The sequence below is a fragment of the Flavobacterium erciyesense genome (genome assembly GCF_018069925.1).
GTDB classification, from domain to species: Bacteria; Bacteroidota; Bacteroidia; order Flavobacteriales; family Flavobacteriaceae; genus Flavobacterium; species Flavobacterium erciyesense.
In genome coordinates this window covers 196,631-215,719 of sequence record NZ_JAGPXB010000002.1, presented here as the reverse complement: position 1 = coordinate 215,719, position 19,089 = coordinate 196,631, and the positions used below count along the sequence as shown (strand labels likewise).

18 protein-coding genes are annotated in these 19,089 nt (G+C 34.7%); 5 read left to right on the top strand and 13 right to left on the bottom strand.

Annotated features, from left to right (window positions below; genetic code table 11):
• Nucleotides 1-25 precede the first annotated feature (25 nt).
• The 10 genes from KBJ98_RS03975 to KBJ98_RS03930 all read right to left on the bottom strand — a co-directional run bounded on the left by KBJ98_RS03975 (nt 26) and on the right by KBJ98_RS03930 (nt 9,409).
• Nucleotides 26-1,159, bottom strand: coding sequence for a GAF domain-containing protein (locus KBJ98_RS03975; protein WP_210788376.1), 1,134 nt, complete (start codon nt 1,157-1,159; stop codon nt 26-28).
• Nucleotides 1,160-1,461: 302 nt separating this feature from the next.
• Nucleotides 1,462-2,325, bottom strand: coding sequence for an NAD(P)-dependent oxidoreductase (locus KBJ98_RS03970; RefSeq protein WP_210788375.1), 864 nt, complete (start codon nt 2,323-2,325; stop codon nt 1,462-1,464).
• A 382-nt stretch (nt 2,326-2,707) separates the two neighbouring features.
• Nucleotides 2,708-3,016 carry a hypothetical protein gene (locus KBJ98_RS15250; protein ID WP_225899055.1) on the bottom strand — a complete coding sequence of 103 codons (309 nt, stop codon included), beginning with the start codon at nt 3,014-3,016 and terminating at the stop codon, nt 2,708-2,710.
• A 185-nt stretch (nt 3,017-3,201) separates the two neighbouring features.
• Nucleotides 3,202-4,089, bottom strand: coding sequence for a carboxypeptidase-like regulatory domain-containing protein (locus tag KBJ98_RS03960; protein WP_210788374.1), 888 nt, complete (start codon nt 4,087-4,089; stop codon nt 3,202-3,204).
• Nucleotides 4,090-4,295: 206 nt separating this feature from the next.
• Complete coding sequence (locus tag KBJ98_RS03955; RefSeq protein ID WP_210788373.1) at nt 4,296-4,733, bottom strand: hypothetical protein; 438 nt, start codon at nt 4,731-4,733, stop codon at nt 4,296-4,298.
• Nucleotides 4,734-4,890: 157 nt separating this feature from the next.
• The gene (locus KBJ98_RS03950) at nt 4,891-5,289 is read right to left on the bottom strand and encodes an energy transducer TonB (RefSeq protein ID WP_210788372.1); all 399 of its coding nucleotides are present in this window, start codon (nt 5,287-5,289) and stop codon (nt 4,891-4,893) included.
• A 274-nt stretch (nt 5,290-5,563) separates the two neighbouring features.
• Nucleotides 5,564-5,995, bottom strand: coding sequence for an RDD family protein (locus KBJ98_RS03945; RefSeq protein WP_210788371.1), 432 nt, complete (start codon nt 5,993-5,995; stop codon nt 5,564-5,566).
• A 139-nt stretch (nt 5,996-6,134) separates the two neighbouring features.
• The gene (locus tag KBJ98_RS03940; RefSeq protein ID WP_210788370.1) at nt 6,135-6,860 is read right to left on the bottom strand and encodes an SIMPL domain-containing protein; all 726 of its coding nucleotides are present in this window, start codon (nt 6,858-6,860) and stop codon (nt 6,135-6,137) included.
• Between the two features lie 233 nt (nt 6,861-7,093).
• A complete protein-coding gene (locus KBJ98_RS03935; RefSeq protein WP_210788369.1) occupies nt 7,094-7,486 on the bottom strand; it encodes a hypothetical protein in 393 nt (130 codons plus the stop codon).
• Nucleotides 7,487-7,819: 333 nt separating this feature from the next.
• A complete protein-coding gene (locus KBJ98_RS03930) occupies nt 7,820-9,409 on the bottom strand; it encodes a DUF4435 domain-containing protein (protein WP_210788368.1) in 1,590 nt (529 codons plus the stop codon).
• 428 nt (nt 9,410-9,837) lie between these two features.
• Between KBJ98_RS03930 and KBJ98_RS03925 the strand changes: the two genes are divergently transcribed.
• Nucleotides 9,838-11,244 carry an APC family permease gene (locus KBJ98_RS03925; protein WP_210788367.1) on the top strand — a complete coding sequence of 469 codons (1,407 nt, stop codon included), beginning with the start codon at nt 9,838-9,840 and terminating at the stop codon, nt 11,242-11,244.
• A 293-nt stretch (nt 11,245-11,537) separates the two neighbouring features.
• Here the strand turns inward: KBJ98_RS03925 and KBJ98_RS03920 are convergent, their stop codons facing one another.
• From KBJ98_RS03920 to KBJ98_RS03910, 3 genes are all read right to left on the bottom strand, one after another.
• Nucleotides 11,538-12,218 carry a hypothetical protein gene (locus tag KBJ98_RS03920; RefSeq protein WP_210788366.1) on the bottom strand — a complete coding sequence of 227 codons (681 nt, stop codon included), beginning with the start codon at nt 12,216-12,218 and terminating at the stop codon, nt 11,538-11,540.
• A 227-nt stretch (nt 12,219-12,445) separates the two neighbouring features.
• Nucleotides 12,446-13,894 carry a glyceraldehyde-3-phosphate dehydrogenase gene (locus KBJ98_RS03915; protein ID WP_210788365.1) on the bottom strand — a complete coding sequence of 483 codons (1,449 nt, stop codon included), beginning with the start codon at nt 13,892-13,894 and terminating at the stop codon, nt 12,446-12,448.
• A gap of 159 nt (nt 13,895-14,053) precedes the next feature.
• A complete protein-coding gene (locus KBJ98_RS03910; protein ID WP_210788364.1) occupies nt 14,054-15,454 on the bottom strand; it encodes a trypsin-like peptidase domain-containing protein in 1,401 nt (466 codons plus the stop codon).
• Nucleotides 15,455-15,591: 137 nt separating this feature from the next.
• Between KBJ98_RS03910 and dapF the strand changes: the two genes are divergently transcribed.
• The 4 genes from dapF (at nt 15,592) to KBJ98_RS03890 (ending at nt 19,004) form a co-directional block, all read left to right on the top strand.
• Entirely contained in the window at nt 15,592-16,374 is a 783-nt protein-coding gene (gene dapF / locus KBJ98_RS03905; RefSeq protein ID WP_210788363.1) for a diaminopimelate epimerase, read from the top strand.
• Nucleotides 16,375-16,449: 75 nt separating this feature from the next.
• Nucleotides 16,450-16,992, top strand: a complete 543-nt coding sequence (locus KBJ98_RS03900) for a GNAT family N-acetyltransferase (protein ID WP_210788362.1) — start codon at nt 16,450-16,452, stop codon at nt 16,990-16,992.
• A 79-nt stretch (nt 16,993-17,071) separates the two neighbouring features.
• Entirely contained in the window at nt 17,072-18,112 is a 1,041-nt protein-coding gene (gene mltG / locus KBJ98_RS03895) for an endolytic transglycosylase MltG (RefSeq protein WP_210788361.1), read from the top strand.
• Nucleotides 18,063-19,004 carry a DUF2279 domain-containing protein gene (locus KBJ98_RS03890; RefSeq protein WP_225899054.1) on the top strand — a complete coding sequence of 314 codons (942 nt, stop codon included), beginning with the start codon at nt 18,063-18,065 and terminating at the stop codon, nt 19,002-19,004. Before mltG ends, KBJ98_RS03890 begins: the two co-directional genes overlap by 50 nt.
• Nucleotides 19,005-19,089 lie beyond the last annotated feature (85 nt).

Genomic DNA, 19,089 nt, shown 5'->3' with positions numbered 1-19,089 from the left:
TAACATAAAGGTTCACAGGATTAATTTATTGACAATTTGGCTTACCTTTACCACTTTTGGTTGTTATTAATTCTTTTTTTCTTTGGTAAATTTCGCTTAAGTTTTTCGTAAATATTTCCATTTCTTCAGATACTTTTTTGATATAAGTCACGTATTCTACAAGGCTTTCATGACTGATGTTTTTTTCGTTTTCGATCATATTATTTAATGCCATCAGCGTAGTAACCGGTCTTCGAAGTACGTGCGAAATGTCAAATACAATTTGATCCATGGCGATTTCGTATTCTACACGATCATTTATATTGTGAAAACTGCCGTACCAAACCACACTCCCATCTGGCATTCGTTCGGGATTTCCTTTCATAGAATGCCATCTGTATTCAGTATCATGCTTCACGCGATACTCAATGTTCAAAAAGGATAAATTGGTAAACGACTCCATTAATTTTGCTTTAAAATCATTCAAATCCTCTGGACATATTAGGGTAAAACCAATTTCAGGCCTGTCCAACCATTGTTGCATGGTTACGGAAGGGTGTAATTCAATCATACCTTCACTAATAAATTCAAACTTTAAAGCGCCTTCGGCAGTCATTTTTAATTGAAAAATTCCATCGGGCACACTATCTGTTAGTTTTTTTAATCGCGCTGCAAGGGTTTTCATCTCATCTTTTTGTTCCAAAAGAAGTTTTCGAGAGTTCAAGCAAACCATTGTTTTTTTTGCCAAAATGTGCAAAACTTTGATTTGATCGGGAGTTAATTGTCTTGGCTTGTGATCAATAATGCAAAAACTTCCAAGGACATTTCCGGACGGAGTGGTTAATGGAACACCTGCATAAAAGCGGATTTTCGGATTATTAATTACGGAAGGATTTTTACTAAAAAGAGGATCTTTTAAAGCATCTTCTACAATTAAATTTTCCAAAGTTCCACTAAGTAGGTGTCGACAAAATGAATCTTCCCTTTTGGTTTCGGTTATATCTAGTCCTTTGTTCACTTTAAACCATTGGCGATCTTCATCAATAAAGGTGATTAAAGCAACGGGTACATCAAAAATTAAAGAAGCCATTTCAGAGAGTATATCCAATTCCATTTCTGGTTTAGTGTCCAAAATTTGATAGGAAATGAGCTCTTCTAATCTGTTATTTTTTGATTCCATTCTTTAACAGCGGTTTTTGTACTCTTTATTAAGTAACGCGTCTTAATTTTCTTTCTCAAATATAATAAAAAGAATTTTACGCTTAAATAAAAAACCGAATAATTAATCCTAAATAGTGTATAATATTATTTGTACCGTACTATAATTGAGTATTTTGTATTTTTTGATTGATAATTCGAGGTTTCACAACCAGTAGAAATACCTTAATGAGGCTTTTTATGACAAAACTGCAGAGCTTTGGTATTTGAATTGGCAAATTGATTGATTCTTTCTCGTTATTGCCATTTCGATTTTAAGTTCAGTTATTGGGAATTTTTTAAACTACTAATAATAGCCATTACATCTTGATCGCCTAATCCTTCTTTTTCGGCAGAAGCATAACTGTCATACAAAGGATGAATGAGTGGCGAATCTAATCCTGCAGCTTTGGCCAAGCCTAAATCTTTAACCAAGTGTTTTAAGGCAAATGCCGCTGGAAAGGAATTATTTAAAATAAAAGGTGTTTTGATATTCGTGATGCCGTTGCCACAAGCCCCTTGATTGATAATGTTAAGCATGTCCTCTTTACTAACTCCGTTTTTCTCGGCAAATAAAACCGTTTCGGCTATTCCTTGAAGGTTTAATCCCAATAGGTAATTGATAGCTAATTTAGCTGAACTTGCTACACCGGGTTCGCCTACATGAATCGCAATTTTTCCCAAAACATCAAATATCGGTTTGGCTTTTTCGAAATTTTCTGGGGTAGCACCCACCAAAATTACGAGCGTTCCATCTTGCGCTGGTTTTACACTTCCCGAAACCGGAGCATCTATAAATGCTACTTGCTGTTGATTACAAATAGTGTTTAAATAGCGCGATGTTTCAGGCGAAACGGTGCTCATATTGATAATTGTTTTCCCAGAATTAGCTCTCGATAACAAACCACTCGGACCTTCAAAAACTTCTTTTACAGCTGCATCATTAGATAACATAGTTATCACAACGTCACACGTTGCTATAAGTTCTTGTAAACTATTTGCTGATTTTGCGCCTGCAGCAAGCAATTGTGTTTCTTTTTCTTTGGTTCTATTAAAAACTGTTACTTCAAAACCTGCTTTGAGTAAGTTAAGTACCATTGGGTTGCCCATATTACCAAGACCAACCCATCCTAATTGTATGTTTTTCATAATGTTTTATTTCAAAAAATGATTGGTTTTCTCTGTGGTTTTTAAGTTTTAGAAACCTATAGAAAACAACACTAAAATACGGTTTAATTTTGGTAACAAAACCATTTTATTGATAGAACATGAAGGAAGAAGTTGTCTTAGTTTAAAACTTACAAATAACTCGTCAGTCTTGACAACAAAAAACCGATTCCAACACCAATCACAGACCAAAGAATCCTCTGTTTGATACTAATTTTTAAAGCACTTTATTTTCGAATGCAGCTTTTCGATCTAAATTATTACCGATAGCCCGCCCCACAGCGATACCGAAGAGCATACCTATTGGTAAACCTAGTGCAATTTTCCCTAACGCAACACCAACAGCTACTCCTAGTGAGATCCCTTATGCTATACCTTGACTGGTATAACTTTTTTTGAATTTACCTTTTGGGATATAATTGAAATTTTCTTTTACAAAGGTTTGTAAATTAGTAATGTCATTCAAATTTTTTGTTTTGTACTGAATTTTTTGATTCGCTGTCTTAGGTTGGATACCATTAATAACCTCTTCTATTTTAGAGCAAAGTAATTCGCTTTCAGGAATATGGTCGTCTTCAATTTTTGCAAGTAGGTTTTTTAAATACTCAAAATTAACATTAGCCTTCTCTTGGGGAGTATAATTTTCAGTTTTTTCATTTAAAACCTCTTGCATTTTTTGCGTCCAATTTGTCATAACTATTTTTGGATGTGATTATCTATATTTTTAATTTGCTGTAAGCTTTATTGCAACTTTGTTTTGGGACCGAGAGCGAGGTGCTCGCAATAGTTTTGGTTTTCATGTAGTTATGATAAATATGAAATTTTAAATGTGACTTGTATTATTACAACTACTACTCATTATTTTTCTATTTCTACTTCAATGTTTATCATTGCATTTACAAAAGCATCTTTTACTTGTGATTTATGAGTACCTATTTTCCAATTTTTACTTCTAAATCTTATCCAAGTCAAAATGTCCTTTTTTGTGTGTGTAAAGTTAATATTGGGTGCTATTTTAGACATTGAACTTATTTCTTCATTGTATTTGGTGTTAATAATTTCTACCCCAATACAAATACCTTTTTTAGGTAGTTTAATGTTTAAAGTATCAATATTAATTTTCAATTGATAAGTTTTATTTTGTGGTTCAACAATTAAATTTTCAAAATATAATTCTTCTCCTGGTGTTTTATTTATACTGTCATATTCATAAAACCTAACATTATAAGTTGCCAAGTAATCAAATTCTCTTCTCTTATTTAGACTTAAAATTATACTCTTTACTTTACCGTTTTTATTTGATGGATTTTTTATAAAATTGCAAAATTCATATCCAAATGGAAGACCAGTTCGTACTTTTAATTTTTTATTTAATCCTAATGTTTTGCTACTAGTATAGTTTTTCTTCTTATTTGAAATTAATATTTCCTCAAGTTTTTCAATTTTAGGGCTTAACTCAATATCTGCTGTTTTATTAAACGTCAATAAATCAATAATTTTTGTTTTATATCCAACGGATGAGATTTGTAAATTATCGGTATTGTCCTCGATTTTAATTTTAAAGTTTCCATTTATATCCGAATTAACACCTAAGTCTTTTTTGACAAATGTTATATTCACTAGTTCAATAGGTTTTTTTGTGATACTATCTATTATCCTACCCTGTAAAGTTTGAGAGTAGGTCGTTATGTTAGCAAAAATCATTGTTAACATAAAAATAAATTTCATTTGAAATTTTAAAGTCATTTTTACTTAAGTGTTAAGTAGTAGGTTGTTTTAGTCGTTACTGAGCGTTATACCGTTTGAATCACAAAATGACCCGGTGTTGGCGAGACCCTTCGGCTCGTGAACATTTTAAATATCTCACAATAAAAAAACTGAATTTTTGACAAATTAAAATTGTAATAATTCTTTAATAATCTGATCCCGTGCAGCGCTCCCGTGAGCGGGTTTTACTTTATTCGCTTTAATGTAATGGTTGATTCTATATTTTTTTCACTAAAATCAGTAATTCGATTTCCATCAAAACTTACTGCGATTTGAATATTATCAATATCAATAAACTTGAGGACTCCTTTGATGCGACCTTTTTCTATACTTTCAGTTCGTGAGTAAACGATAAAATCAAACCAAAATGGATTTTTTAAAGAATCAATAAAGTATTTTAAATCTGCCTTTTGTCCTTTGATGCTAAAATTTTCACCACCCAGTTTTTCACCGTTAATTGTAAATGACACAAAGCTGTCTTCTGTAAAAATTAATTCGGAAGGATTATTCAAATAATCAATTCCTTCCCATTTCCCCACGATATCTGATGGGCTTTGACCATACATTCTAGTTATTGAAAATATGAATAAAGCTACTATGTAAAATGTTTTTATTTTTTTCATGATGTTCATTAAAATTGCTCTCAACAATCTTGTATTGAGACGAGCTACTGTTTAAAGATTCGTAAATTTTCGATTAAAAATAAGTTTTTTAAAAAATAAACTTCCATTTAAGCCTATTATTTAAAGCCGTTTTAAAGGCTGCTATGCGATTGCTATTTTAGCGTGAAGATTCAACATGAATTTTAACAAAATAGGATGTTCTAACAGGATAGCCATTATGCTGGCCTGGTCGCCACTTAGGAAGCTTACTTAAAACTCTAATTGCTTCATCACCGCTGCCATGCCCTACGTCCTCTCTTACTTTCATATTTGATAACGTTCCATCTTTTTCGATAATGCAATCAATTATTATTTTTCCAGCTAAATTTACCTCTTCAGGAGTTATAAAGTTTTTGGCAATAAATGAGTAAAAACTTTTCATTCCTCCTGGAAATTCAGGTTTTACTTGAACCTCTGAATAATCAATTAAAAAGTCATCTTGAGTTTCTTTTGGAGTTTCTTGTGAAAAAAGATTAGTAGTTACGATAAGTAATAAAAGCAATATTGAATTTTTCATTTTAACATTATTAAGATTGTGTTTGTGATTATTTGAAACCTTAGCTGGCGCGATCGTCTCGCTCGAAAATACATTTTAGAATTGAACAGCATAAAAAATCTTGTGACTAGCAGCAACTAAAATAATTCTAATCCTTTGATACCATCACGAGCGTGACGCTCGCGCTAGCGGGGTAACCAAACAGCATAAATGATCTAATGACTGGCTCAGTTTAAAATTATAGTAATCTATTAACAAACATCATGAGCGGGACACTGGCGTTAGCGGGAGGTTTTTATTTATTCTCTGCTTCGGTAACGATAGTTTTTGCCCAAATATCTCCTAAGCGTTGATTTCGGTCGGTGTTTTTAATTGTAATTATCGCAATCAAGCCAAATGGAAACATATCAATTGGGTCAAATAAATGTCTTTTTATAGATTGACTCAAACTCAATTCGCCATTACTTTTTGTTAAAGATTTTGGCTTTATTCCAACTAAAGCATTTCCAAGAGTTGCTCCAAGAAAGACTTCGGTAAGAACAATAATTAAAAACCAGAATACAAATGGAATTAAGCTTAATATTCCTGTAACCGAATATCCGCCTTCATTATTTGGTTGTCCGAATGCATAAACAAAAGCAAAGAAGAAACCATAAACTAATAAATAGTCAATTAAACCTGCAATAAATCTTTTTAATAAATTTGGTTTAGTACGATATTCTGTCATTATTTTTTTAATATTTAATCAATTTATAATTTGTCAATTTGGAGAAATTCTGATATTTTTTCTGCTTTTAAGTTGGCATTTTTTATAGATTTTTCAAATCCATAACTGGAGCGATTGTAGCTTGTGGTGAGATTGCTTTTTATTTTTTTACTATTTCGTAAACGATAGTTATGGTTTCTTCTAATTCTATTTCCTCAACTTCAAATTTGTCAAAGGAAGTTTTTGGATTTGGAGCCGAAGCTGCCATTGTTTTATCAAACTTCATTTCTGATACATCATCCGATGCTGTGAAATAATCTCGTGGGCTAAATTTCGATACTTGTTTTACATTATTAATCGTAACATTTAATGTATTTGCAACGTTTTCCGCATAACTTTTTGCATCTGCAATTGCTATTTGAACTAATTTTTGCCTAATTTTTTTTTCTAATTCTGCAGAAATTTTAGTTTCAAATCCTATATCTAAATCTTTGATGTTTTCGATTTGAATTTCTTGATAAAATGCTTCAATAACTTTATTGTTCAAAGGAAAATTAATTGACAATGTATTTGTAGCAGAATATTCTTTTTTATTGTCATCATTTTGATTACTTGACACTTTATAATCAGAAATTTTAATATTTTTTTCTGTAAAGCCTATTTTAAAAAGTACTTTCTGCAACTTATCAATTTCTTCATTTAGTTCTTTGATTGCATTTCTTTCAACCTGATTTTCTTTTTCAATAGTTACTCTTAAATACGCCAAATCAGGTTTTACTTTTGTTTTTGAACTTCCTTGTGCCATTATTTCATTACCACTATTTGTCTGTGAAAATGTGGAAAAGGAACAAATAGAAAATACGAGGATTGCAATTATTTTTTTCATCATTATTTTATTTAAAGTTGTAATTCTGTTTAGTTAAATCGGCAGCTAACATTAGGATGACCTCGCGGATTAGGTGTTAAAGTAAACTTGTATGCTAGCAAGCGCGAGCGTCACGTTCGTGAACACAAATACTATTTCAATATTTTTTTTAAATCTAATCATTGGTACAAACTAAAATCTTTCTAATCCGTTGACACCATCACGAGCGAGTCGCTCGCGCTAGCAGGGAAATGTTATTCCAGATCAAACCAATTTTTAAGTTGATTTTCTAATTCCTCAATCTCTGTTTTGTTGGTAACCTCTTTTGTAAAATCAACTTCAATATTGTTTGGATTAATTGTGGCATATTTTAGGTAGAAGAATTTATTTATTTTTTCAGAAGAATTCTCAGGACAACCACCACTATTAGTTCGATACAATTTATTATTTACAACGTATTTCACAAAAGCGGTAGAAGATTTGCCGGAAGGTTTGCATAGCGTGTATTTACAAATCGTTGTACCAGGATAATTTTCAATTTCTTCTCTAGTTTTATCGGCTTTGTCAACAATAAAGTAAAGACCAATAATAATTAAAATGAAAAATACAATCGCTGCTTTTTTGCTCATTTCCGTTTCTTCTGTCATAATGTTATCTAATTTGCTTTTTCTGAAAAAAAAATTGTCCTTCAGCTGGCGCGAGTGTCTCGCTCGTGAATACAAATACTATTTCAATATTTTAAAAAAAAACTAATGACTGGTATAAACTAAAATCATTCTAATCCGTTGACACCATCACGAGCGGGACGCTCGCGCTAGCGGGGGATTTGTTCTATTTGTCTGCAAGCTAGCGCGAGCGTCACGCTCGTGAACTTAGTTTCTTTCTCAATATTTTAAAAAATCTAATTATCGGGACAATCTAAAATTATATTAATCCGTTGAGATCATTACGAGCCGGACGCTTGTGCTAGCTGGGGCTGCTTAATAATTTGGCAAATACAGTTTTAATGCATCTACAATTTCATCTTTTTTACTACCTCTAAGTAATCTTATTAGTAACCTTTCATATTCATTCTTTCCCAATCCAAAAATAGATGAAATCCTATTTGGTAAACTTTTCCGGTTGTACAATAATAAAATCTTATCAAGATTTCGTTCCTCCATTGCGGATTTAAACAGCTGTTCACAATTTCCGTAGATTTTGTCTACGTTTATTCTAGATAAAGTTTCGTTTATTGCCTCTTTAAGTGCTTCTTTTGTATTTCCTTTTTTAGAATATGCACCTAATTTATATTCAATAATTTTTTCTGCTTTGGAAGAAACTTGAACATCAAATTCGGCGTTAAGAGATTCGATTAGATAGTCAATTATCTTATTGACCATTTTATCTGGATCTAATTCCATGTGTTCAGCAACAATTCGGAGTACTTTTTCAACGCAAAATAAATTCTCTATTTCAGCAACGGCGATAGTTGTTATTCCATGCTCTTTTAATGCAACTTTTTCTTCCTCTTCTTTATAGTCACTATCTATAATTCCGTATGCATTTAAATGGTGTAAGACTGGATTGCTCCTTATGGTTTTAGTTGCCTCAATTACTTTATCACCACCTGCTCTTGGAATTATGTGAAACTCTGGATAGATTTGTCTATAAATAATCGTATCTAAACTATCATTTTCTCCCTCACAAAAGATAATGTTCTTGCGATTACCAATTATCTCAAGAAGTAAACTTTCAGGAATAGTTTCTATGTCGGGTACATCTTCCCAAGTCCATGCAGTACCATTAAAATCTTTTATCCATATTTTTTTCGCGTCATTTCTACTAGACGCAAAATCTAAATCATGAGTTATAAAAATCAAAAGCTTATCGGGACAAGCATCTTCAATTTTATTCCATAGCCTTGCCATCAGAGATTTATGCAAATGTATTTCTGGTTCATCGATTATTATAATAGAATTTGAAGGTACACAAAGGCATTGACCGATTAGATAGAGTGTTACTCTTTCTCCATCACTCATGCCCTTCCCATGATACTCTGCAATACCTGTTTTTTTAACCAAAACTTTTCCGTCTTCGAAAATGATTTCGCGATGTGGCATAATATCATTCCACAATTCCACAATAATGTCAATTGGTGCATCGGCTACTGGAATATATTGTCCACTTTCCTTTGTAGCTTTTGTATGCTGACTATCACGTTTTGAAGTTCTTGCAAATAGAGTTGACAGAAGCTGATCATAATCATGTAACATGTGAGTTTCAGGGTTATCTCCCCATCGTGAGCCTTTCTTATATTGCGGTAAGCCGTATCGATCGTCTCGTCCGTAAAACAAACCCTTTTCAGCTTGTTCTAAATTTTTAACTGTTGCATATTCGGGAATATTTAATACTCGTTGAGCAGAGATTCTATGCACGCCAATTTGATTTTGAAGCTGTGTTTCAATCCATGCACCCAATCTTGTTTTACCAGAACCATTCGCCCCAATAATTACAATATTACTTTCAGTTTGAAATTCTTCGTTTGTGCCAGCTCCATTTCTATTGGGTAAAACAAATTGTGGTTTCATAGGTATTAATTCAAAATGATTTTGTGAAAAAATAGCAGCTAATTTGTAAAAACTTTTAATAAAATCAAACACAGCACCCTAAAATTAGGTCGCTTGTTTTAATGTTAGCCACATTTATCTGTTTCCAAATATAAGTATAATAGTATTACAAATCAGTGAAGAGTCTTCAATTATTTCAACCTTTTCGTACTTAAAACCCTGATGCAATTCTTCTCTTTTTCGAGATTGAAAATGAAAAGGTGGATTTCGCATGAAGGATAGGAGCGGCATCCTTTATTTTCTTTCTTTAAGAAAATAAAGATAGAGCGCATAGCCTGACGCAGCTGTAGCCGTGCGGAAGCTGGGACATGCCATAAATAAGCACATCTGAATTTAGATTTCTAAAAAAAGTATATCTTTAGCCCACAACTAACCAAAACACCATTTTTATGGAAGACCAAAAACCAGACAATTTTAAGAGAGAATTAGGACTACTTGACGGGACCATGCTTGTGGTGGGTTCTATGATAGGATCGGGGATATTTATTGTAAGCTCGGATATGGTGCGACAACTTGGCTCTGCCGGCTGGCTGATTGCGATGTGGGTGCTTACGGGCGTGATTACCGTGATTGCTGCGGTGAGTTACGGCGAGTTGAGCGCGATGTTTCCTACGGCGGGCGGGCAGTATGTGTATATTAAGGAAGCTTACGGTAAACTGATTGGTTTTTTGTACGGATGGAGCTTTTTTGCGGTGATTCAAACCGGTACTATTGCGGCGGTGGGTGTGGCTTTTGCCAAATTTGCGGCTTACTTGTATGCGCCTTTGAGTGATAAAAATATTTTGTATGAAATAGGCGATTTTAAACTAAATGCTGCCCAAATTGTTTCTATTGTTACGATTGTGTTGCTGAGTTATGTCAATAGTCGTGGGGTGAAAAACTCGAAGATTTTGCAAACGGTGCTTACGGTGATCAAAGTACTTTCGTTAGCGGGTTTGATTATTTTTGGTTTTATGGCTGCCGATAGTGCGGTGTGGGATGCGAATTGGGCCAACGCTTGGCAAGCTCAAAGTTTGAATGTGGAAACAGGCGAGTGGTTGCCTATTGGTGGTATTGCATTGATATCGGGTATTTCGGCGGCCTTTGTGGGATCGCAATTCTCTAGTGTGGCTTGGGAAGGCGTGACTTTTATTGCAGGCGAAATTAAAAACCCAAAACGCAATGTGGGTTTGAGTTTGTTTCTAGGAACATTATTGGTGAGTGTGATTTATATTGTGGCCAATGTGATGTACTTGGCCGTGGTGCCTTTGTTTGATATTGCTACTGCCGAATCAGACCGTGTGGCTGTGGTGGCTTCGCAAACTATTTTTGGGTCAGTAGGCACTTTGATTATTGCCGTGATGATTATGATCTCGACTTTTGCGTGTAACAATGGTTTGATTATGGCTGGTGCTCGTGTGTATTATACGATGGCGCAGGATGGTGTTTTCTTTAAAAAGGCAGCTTCGTTAAACAAAGCGAGTGTACCAGAATGGTCTATTTGGGCGCAGTGTATTTGGGCTTCGGCTTTGTGTTTGACGGGTAAGTATGGGGATTTACTTGATTTTGTGGTGATTATTGTACTGGTGTTTTATATCTTAACGATATTAGGAATATTCATTTTACGCAAAAAAATGCCCAATGCAGAGCGTCCGTACAAGGCTTTTGGTTATCCTGTACTGCCTGCTTTGTACATTTTGATTTCTTCGGCGATATGTTTGGCGTTATTGTACACAAAACCAACTACCTGTGGTTGGGGTGTGTTGATTATGCTTATTGGTATCCCGATTTACTATATGACTAAGGCGAAGGAGTAGGTTTCTTTAATTATGAGTTATGAATTATGAGTTATTAATTAGTAAGTTGTGAAATGTATTTTAGATCTTTTATGAGTTTAAAATAGTGCAACTTACAAAAAAATATACTGCTCATACGTTTAAAAAAAGTCATTGTTAATTTCATTGAGAGTTTTTAAAAAAAAATCAATAAAAATCTCTTTAATCTGTGTCATCTACGTGCCAATTCGGTACAATTACAGAAAATCACAAACAAAAAATCCGTCTCGTTGAAGAACAAGACGGATTTTTTTTATGAGTAGAAGGATGAACGATTATTCAAATTCTTGCTTGTCCCATTTTTTAGGATCTAAATTTGCGGCCATTGTTTTGGCAGTACTTTCGCCATTTCGAACAAGTGTTATTCCATCTGGTTTTGAAATCATATAGGAACCGCATGATGTTGGATTTAAAAAGATTTTTTCTCTTAATAAATTTTCTTGGTCACTGAAGTAGTATTCGCGTTTGCTTTTTGAATTTTGTACTTCAATACCTTTTTCAAAAAAGACCAAATAGACTAGATTTTCATTTTTACTTTCAATAGATTTTTTCCAAGTATCGGTGTGGTATTTTCGATTCGCAATTTTTGACCCGCTCCAATTATTGGAAGAATTACTGCTACAAAGGTCATCTTTGTAATGGAATTCAATTAATAAAGTGGTGTTGGTAGGTAATTTTTTATTCGTGGTGCGGTTGATGTAATTTAGAAAAAAGGAATGATCAACGGTATACAAGTTAAATTTGTAATGGGTTTTTGTGACCCGTCCCGAGTCTTTTGCAATGTAATTCCATGCCGCAAATTCTGAATATCGGCCACCAAATTGCTGTAAATATTGTGTTTTAGAAACAGATTTTCCATCGATATCAATCCAGTAATTTGTATTGTCATCAGACGATTGGCTATAACTTATAAAATTTGTAAGCAGTAGAAGGGCGATTAGGGAATTTTTAAGCATGCTGAATTGATTTAGAAATTTGGCAATGCTAAAAATAGAAATAAAATACTACATAACTGCAATGTTTTTCTTTTATAATTGTGAAACAAAAAATCCGTCTCGTTTGATAACAAGACGGATTTTAAATTTTATTCAAGTCGGGAAGTGGCTGTTTTAAATTTAAAACTATTTACTAAAACTAAAACTAAAAAAATTACAACCACCCACCACAACTTGTAAACGGTAGGCTAGTAGTACGTGTAACGTCTTACTTTAGCAATATATTTAGCTAAGCGAATTACTTGGTGGCTGTAGCCGTATTCGTTATCGTACCAAATGTAAAGCACGATGCTTTTGCCATCTTTTGAAACAATTGTTGCATTACTGTCATAAATAGCAGGTTGTGCCGTTCCTACAATGTCTGATGAAACCAACTCGTTATTCATAGAATATCTAATTTGCTCTACCAATTCGCCTTCAAGAGCATACTTCTTCATGATTGAGTTCAAAGCGGCTACGGTGGTTTTTTTAGAAACTTCTAAATTCAAAACTACTAACGAACCATTAGGAACAGGAACTCTGATCGCGTTAGAAGTTAATTTTCCTTCTAACGATGGTAACGCTTTTGCAACAGCGCTTCCGGCACCAGTTTCGGTAATTACCATGTTCAAACCAGCAGCACGACCGCGACGGTATTTCTTGTGCATATTGTCTACCAAGTTTTGATCGTTGGTATAGGCGTGAATGGTTTCTAAGTGTCCTTTAACAACGCCTAAGGTATCTTCAACCGCTTTTAAAATCGGAGTAATCGCATTGGTTGTGCAAGAAGCTGCAGAGAAAATACTGATTTCATCTGGGTTGTACTCGTTGTGGTTAACTCCGTGAACAATATTCGGAACTCCTTTTCCAGGAGCAGTAAGTAGTACTTTATCAGCTCCTTTTGAAGTAAGGTGACGACTCAAAGCTTCCTGTGTTGTAAAAGCTCCTGTATTATCAATCACTAAGGCATTATTTATATGAAATTGCGTGTAATCAATTTCTTCAGGACTGTTTGCAGTAATTACATGAACGGTTGTTCCGTTGATGATTAAAGCATTGTTTGCAGGATCGGCAGTAACTGAACCTTCAAAATCACCATGAATAGAATCGTATTGTAACAACGAAGCACGTTTTTCTAATGAAACCGCATCGTTTTTGTCGCGAGTTACAATAGCACGCAAGCGCAATTGACTTCCTTTACCTGTTTTCGACATTAATTCTCTAGCCAATAAACGACCAATACGTCCAAAACCGTACAATACAACATCTTTTGGTTGAATTTCTTCTGAATCTTTAGCGTTTTTTAGTTTGTCAATTACAAAATATTTCGCGTCTGGATAGTTGTCTTCTTCTTGTCCGAACTCATACGTAAGTTTTCCGATGTCTAATTTTGCGGGTGGCAAGTTCAATTCTAAAATCGCTTGAGCAATTTTAACCGAATTAAAAATCGAAATAGGTTTGCCTACAAATGCAGCAGCATACTCGTGTAGGTTGATTACCTCGCTTACATTGCGATCTATTAATTGGTTGCGAAACAAAACCATTTCAATGGATTTGTCATACCATAAATCACTGATGATTTTAATCAATTCTACTCCTGCACGTCGCCTGTCGGCTTGCAAAGAGACTTCTTTTTCGTATAAAGTTGTAGTTGTCATGTTGAAAATTTAATGAAAATAAGGTCTTGTATTTTTTTAAAATTTGTGCAAAAGTACCCATTTCAATCGATTTCGTAGCGTGTTTTTCATTTTTTTTGCAAAATAAAAAAGCCACCTTGTTTTGCAAGATGGCTTAGAGTTTTTAAACTTTAAAATTGTTTACATAAAGAAGCGTAGCAATTCACCGTTTTTACTGATCAATTCAATGCGTACTTTTTGATTGTCATCAATTTTACTCATCAATTTTGATACGGTTTCTACATTAGTCGCTTTGACATTATCGATAGTCAAAATAATACTTCCAACCAATTCCTCTTCATATTGTTGCCACTTTTGGTCGCTAATGCCTTTGATGCGCACACCGTAATCGATTTTAAATTTCTTTTTATCGGCAGTTTCAAGATTTTCTAAGGTCATTCCTTTGAACTCCGCATTAAAAAACTCGTTTTTGCTCAACGTAACTGGAACGGTTTTGATTTTTCCGTCTCGGTTGTAAGTTACTTGTACTTTATCGTTTGGACGTTTGGTGTTAATGTAGCCTGACAAATCCGCAAAAGAGCTGATGTTTTGTTCGTCTATTTTTACAATAACATCGCCTTTGGTCAAGCCAGCCTTGTCAGCACCTGAATTTTTAGTCACTTTGTTGATGTAAAAGCCTTGAGTTAAACTAATACCATATTCTTTAGAATTCATACTGTTCAATTCGCCACCTTCAACGCCTAGAATTCCGCGCTGTACATTCCCGAATTCCATTAAGTCTTCAATGATTTTGCGGGTAATGTTAGAAGGAACGGCAAATGAATATCCGGTATAACTTCCAGTTGGTGACGAAATCATCGTATTTATACCGATTAATTCGCCGCGAGTGTTCACCAAAGCACCACCACTGTTTCCTGGATTTACGGCCGCGTCTGTTTGAATAAACGATTGAATTCCGCTCGTGTCTAAATTTCTGGCTTTCGCCGAAACGATACCTGCCGTAACAGTCGAGTTCAAGTTATACGGATTTCCTACCGCCAAAACCCATTCGCCCACTTTCACCGAATCAGAATTCGCGAAAGCGGTGTACTGCAACTTTTCATCGGCATCAATTTTAAGCAAAGCGATGTCCATTTTTGAGTCGGTACCAATCAATTTTGCTTTGTATGATTTCTTGTTGTTGAGTGTAATTTCAATTTCGGATGCATCTTTAATCACGTGATTGTTGGTGACGATGTAGCCGTCTTCAGAGATAATTACTCCAGATCCAGTTCCTACTTGCTCTTGCGATTGTCCGCCTCGAAAGCCATAAAAGTATTCTAGAATTGGGTTAGAGACTGTTGTTCTTGAAACGTTTTTTACGTGAACCACCGTATGTATGGTCTTGTCAGCAGCCTCAGTAAAGTCTAGCACTTCTGATGCTAAACCAACTCTTTTTCCGTATGAATTGGATGCCATGGTAACTACTGAACCATTATCTTTAGAAAAATAACCATCAGTATCAAATAATAGCTTGTAGGAACCTAAAGTAACCACACCGCTTAACAAGGAAACTCCAAATAATGTTGATAAATTTTTCATCTTTAATTTCGTTTAAAAAAATAATTACAAGTAAAATTAAAACTTTTTTGGTTTGTTAAAATACCGTTTAACGCTCTTTAACAATGATTAACATTTCATTAATAGTTTGTACTTTTGTACTTCACAAAATTAAAAAAATGCAATTAGAATTTTATAAATACCAAGGTACAGGCAACGATTTTGTTATGATTGACAACCGTTCGCTTTTTTTTCCAAAAGACAATACAGCACTTGTAGCAAAATTGTGCGACCGACGATTTGGGATTGGAGCTGATGGCTTAATTTTACTAGAAAACGATGCCGAAACCGACTTTAAAATGGTGTACTATAATTCAGATGGAAATACCAGTTCTATGTGCGGCAATGGTGGCCGTTGTTTGGTAGCTTTCGCCAAAAAGCTACAGGTTATTGAAAACAAAACGACATTTATTGCTGCAGATGGTTTGCATCACGCAACTATTGACGAGAACGAAATTGTAGCACTGCAAATGATTGATGTAGCCAAGGTAAATGTGCAAGAGGATTATGTTTTTTTAAACACTGGTTCGCCACATCATGTGCAGTTGGTAGCTGATTTACCCAATTACGACGTAAAACAAAACGGAGCTGCCATTCGTTATGGCTCTTTATACGGTCAAGCCGGAAGTAATGTCAATTTTGTGAATCAAATCGATCCGAACACCTTTTCTTTACGTACGTATGAAAGAGGCGTAGAAGATGAAACACTTTCTTGCGGTACTGGTGCAACAGCCGTAGCCATAGCCATGAATGTGTTAGAAAAAACAGCTGAAACTGAAATTAATTTGAATGTAGAGGGAGGGAAATTAACCGTTTCGTTTGAAAAAGAAGGCGAACAGTTTACAAATGTTTTTCTGAAAGGACCTGCTCAATTTGTATTTCAAGGTACGATTGAAATTTAATTTTCTAAACGAATTATCAAAATCAACTATGGTTCATTGCTGAGATTCCTCAATGTAACTTCCTGAAATAATTAAATGAAAACATTAAAAGGCGAAAACATTTATATTCGTGCGCTAGAGCCCAATGACTTGGAGTTCGTGTACGCCATTGAAAACGATCAAAGTATTTGGGAAGTAAGCAATACGCAAACTCCTTACAGCAGATTTTTGGTCAAACAATACCTTGAAAACGCCCAGCAAGATATTTATGAAGCTAAACAATTGCGATTGGCTATTTGTCAAGACGAAGATTTTCCTGCAGTTGGCTTAATTGATTTATTTGATTTTGATCCCAAAAACAATAGAGCAGGTGTTGGCATCGTTATTCAAAAAGCAGAAAATAGAAATCAAAACATCGGTTCAGAAGCGTTAGATTTATTAATTGAATATGCTTTTACAAACCTCAATTTACATCAATTGTATGCAAATATTAGTGCCGAAAATGCTGCAAGTACGGCACTTTTTACTAAATTTGGATTCGAAAAAATTGGTATCAAAAAAGATTGGACTTTCGTAAAAGGAGTCTACAAAGACGAAGCCATTTTTCAACTCATCAATACGAAATGGCCTTCGCTATAGTTATAAAAATGAGTTGTTGTTTTTCAAATAGTTAGATATAAATTAGAAAACATATTTCTTCATTCATAAAAGCCCTCAAATGAATATTAAAAAAATAATTAGCATTGTATCTGTAGTTGTAATCTCCATTTTATTGGTTTACGGTTTGTATTTTGTACAAAAAGTATTTTCGCCAAATACCAAATTTTCAGAAAATGAAGTGTACGTATACGTGCCTACTGATGCAAATTATGAGCAAGTAAAACAATTGCTTGTGCCTTATGTTGAAGATATGGAACGTTTTGAAACTGTTGCCAGCAAACGTGGGTACACCGAGAATGTGATTCCGGGTCGCTTTCTTTTGACTAAGGGAATGAACAGTTATGAATTGGTTAAAAGTCTGCGCCTTAATTCAGCGGTAAAATTGGCTTTTAACAATCAAGAACGCATCGAAAATTTAGCTGGTCGTGTGGGCTCACAAATCGAAGCCGACAGTATTTCATTATTGCAAGCTTTTAAAGACTCTACTTTTTTAAAAGAAAACGGATTTAATGAAGAGACGGTTTTGGCCTTACTTATTCCAAATACTTATGAGATTTATTGGAATACATCTGCAGTAAAGTTCAGAGATAAAATGCTAAAAGAATACCGTAGTTTTTGGACTGAGGCGCGTATCGCTCAAGCACAAAAACAAGGTTTAACACCAATTCAGGCTACAACTTTGGCATCAATCGTTCATAAAGAATCAGTAAAAAAAGACGAAAGACCACGCATTGCAGGCGTATACTTGAATCGCTTGCGTTTAGAAATGCCTTTGCAAGCCGATCCAACGGTGATTTATGCCTTGAAAAAGAAATCCAACGACTTTAATCAAGTGATAAAAAGAGTTTTCTACAAAGACTTGGTAATGCCACATCCTTATAATACTTATATGAATATTGGTTTACCTCCTGGGCCAATTGCCATGCCAGATATCACTGCGCTCGAAGCAGTTTTAAATCCTGAAAAAAACGACTTCATTTACTTTTGCGCCAGCGTAGATCGTTTTGGGTACCATGAGTTCGCTACAACTTTAGAGGAGCACAATGTTAATGCAAAAAAATACTCTGATTGGATTAACAGTCAAGGCGTGCAACGATAAAATGCGCCTTGTTCTTTGTTTCCTCCTTTTTTTTCAAATAAGTTTCGCGCAGCGTTTTTTTGAACCTGCTGATTCCTTACATCTTAAACGACAAAAAGCAGTAGGAATTTCGCAAGCCGCAATTGCGACTGGAACCTTAATTGGGTTAAATCAGTTGTGGTATGCTTCGTATCCTCGATCCAAATTTCATTTTGTTGATGACAATTCAGAATGGCTTCAAATGGATAAGGTAGGACATGTTTATTCTTCTTATCAATTGGGCAGGCTAAGTGCTGAACTTTGGCAATGGAGCGGTGCCAGTAAAAAACAACAAAGGTTGTATGGTGCCGGAATCGGTTTTGCCTTTTTAACTGCTGTTGAGGTTATGGATGGTTTTTCTCAAGAGTGGGGAGCATCTGTGGGTGACGTAGTGGCCAACGCAACGGGAACAGGATTGTATCTCGCGCAGGATCTTCTGTGGGAAGAACAACGTATTATTCCTAAATTTTCTTTTCATCAAACCAATTTTGCTACATACCGTCCAGAGGTTTTAGGCGCCAATTTAACGGAACAAATTTTAAAAGATTACAACGGTCAAACCTATTGGCTTTCGGTGAACTTGCACTCCTTTGCTAAGCAATCAAAATTGCCAAAATGGCTCAACATTGCTTTGGGATACGGCGCCGATGGAATGCTAGCAGGGAACCCTAACGATCAAGTTGCAACGACTGGCTTTAATGCAAGGCGAACGAGACAGTTTTACCTCAGTTTAGATGTTGATTTAACCAAAATAAAGACCCAATCTCCGGTTTTGAAGACTGTTTTTTCTTTAATTAATACCATCAAGCTTCCCGCTCCAACGCTCGAAATCAGTCAGTTCGGCGATATAAAATACCACTTCGTCTATTTTTAGAAAAGTTTAACGTGCTGATTATCAGGCTTACTATTTTTTACGTACCTTTGCGCATAGAAATTTCTTAACGGGACAGCGTTTTGAA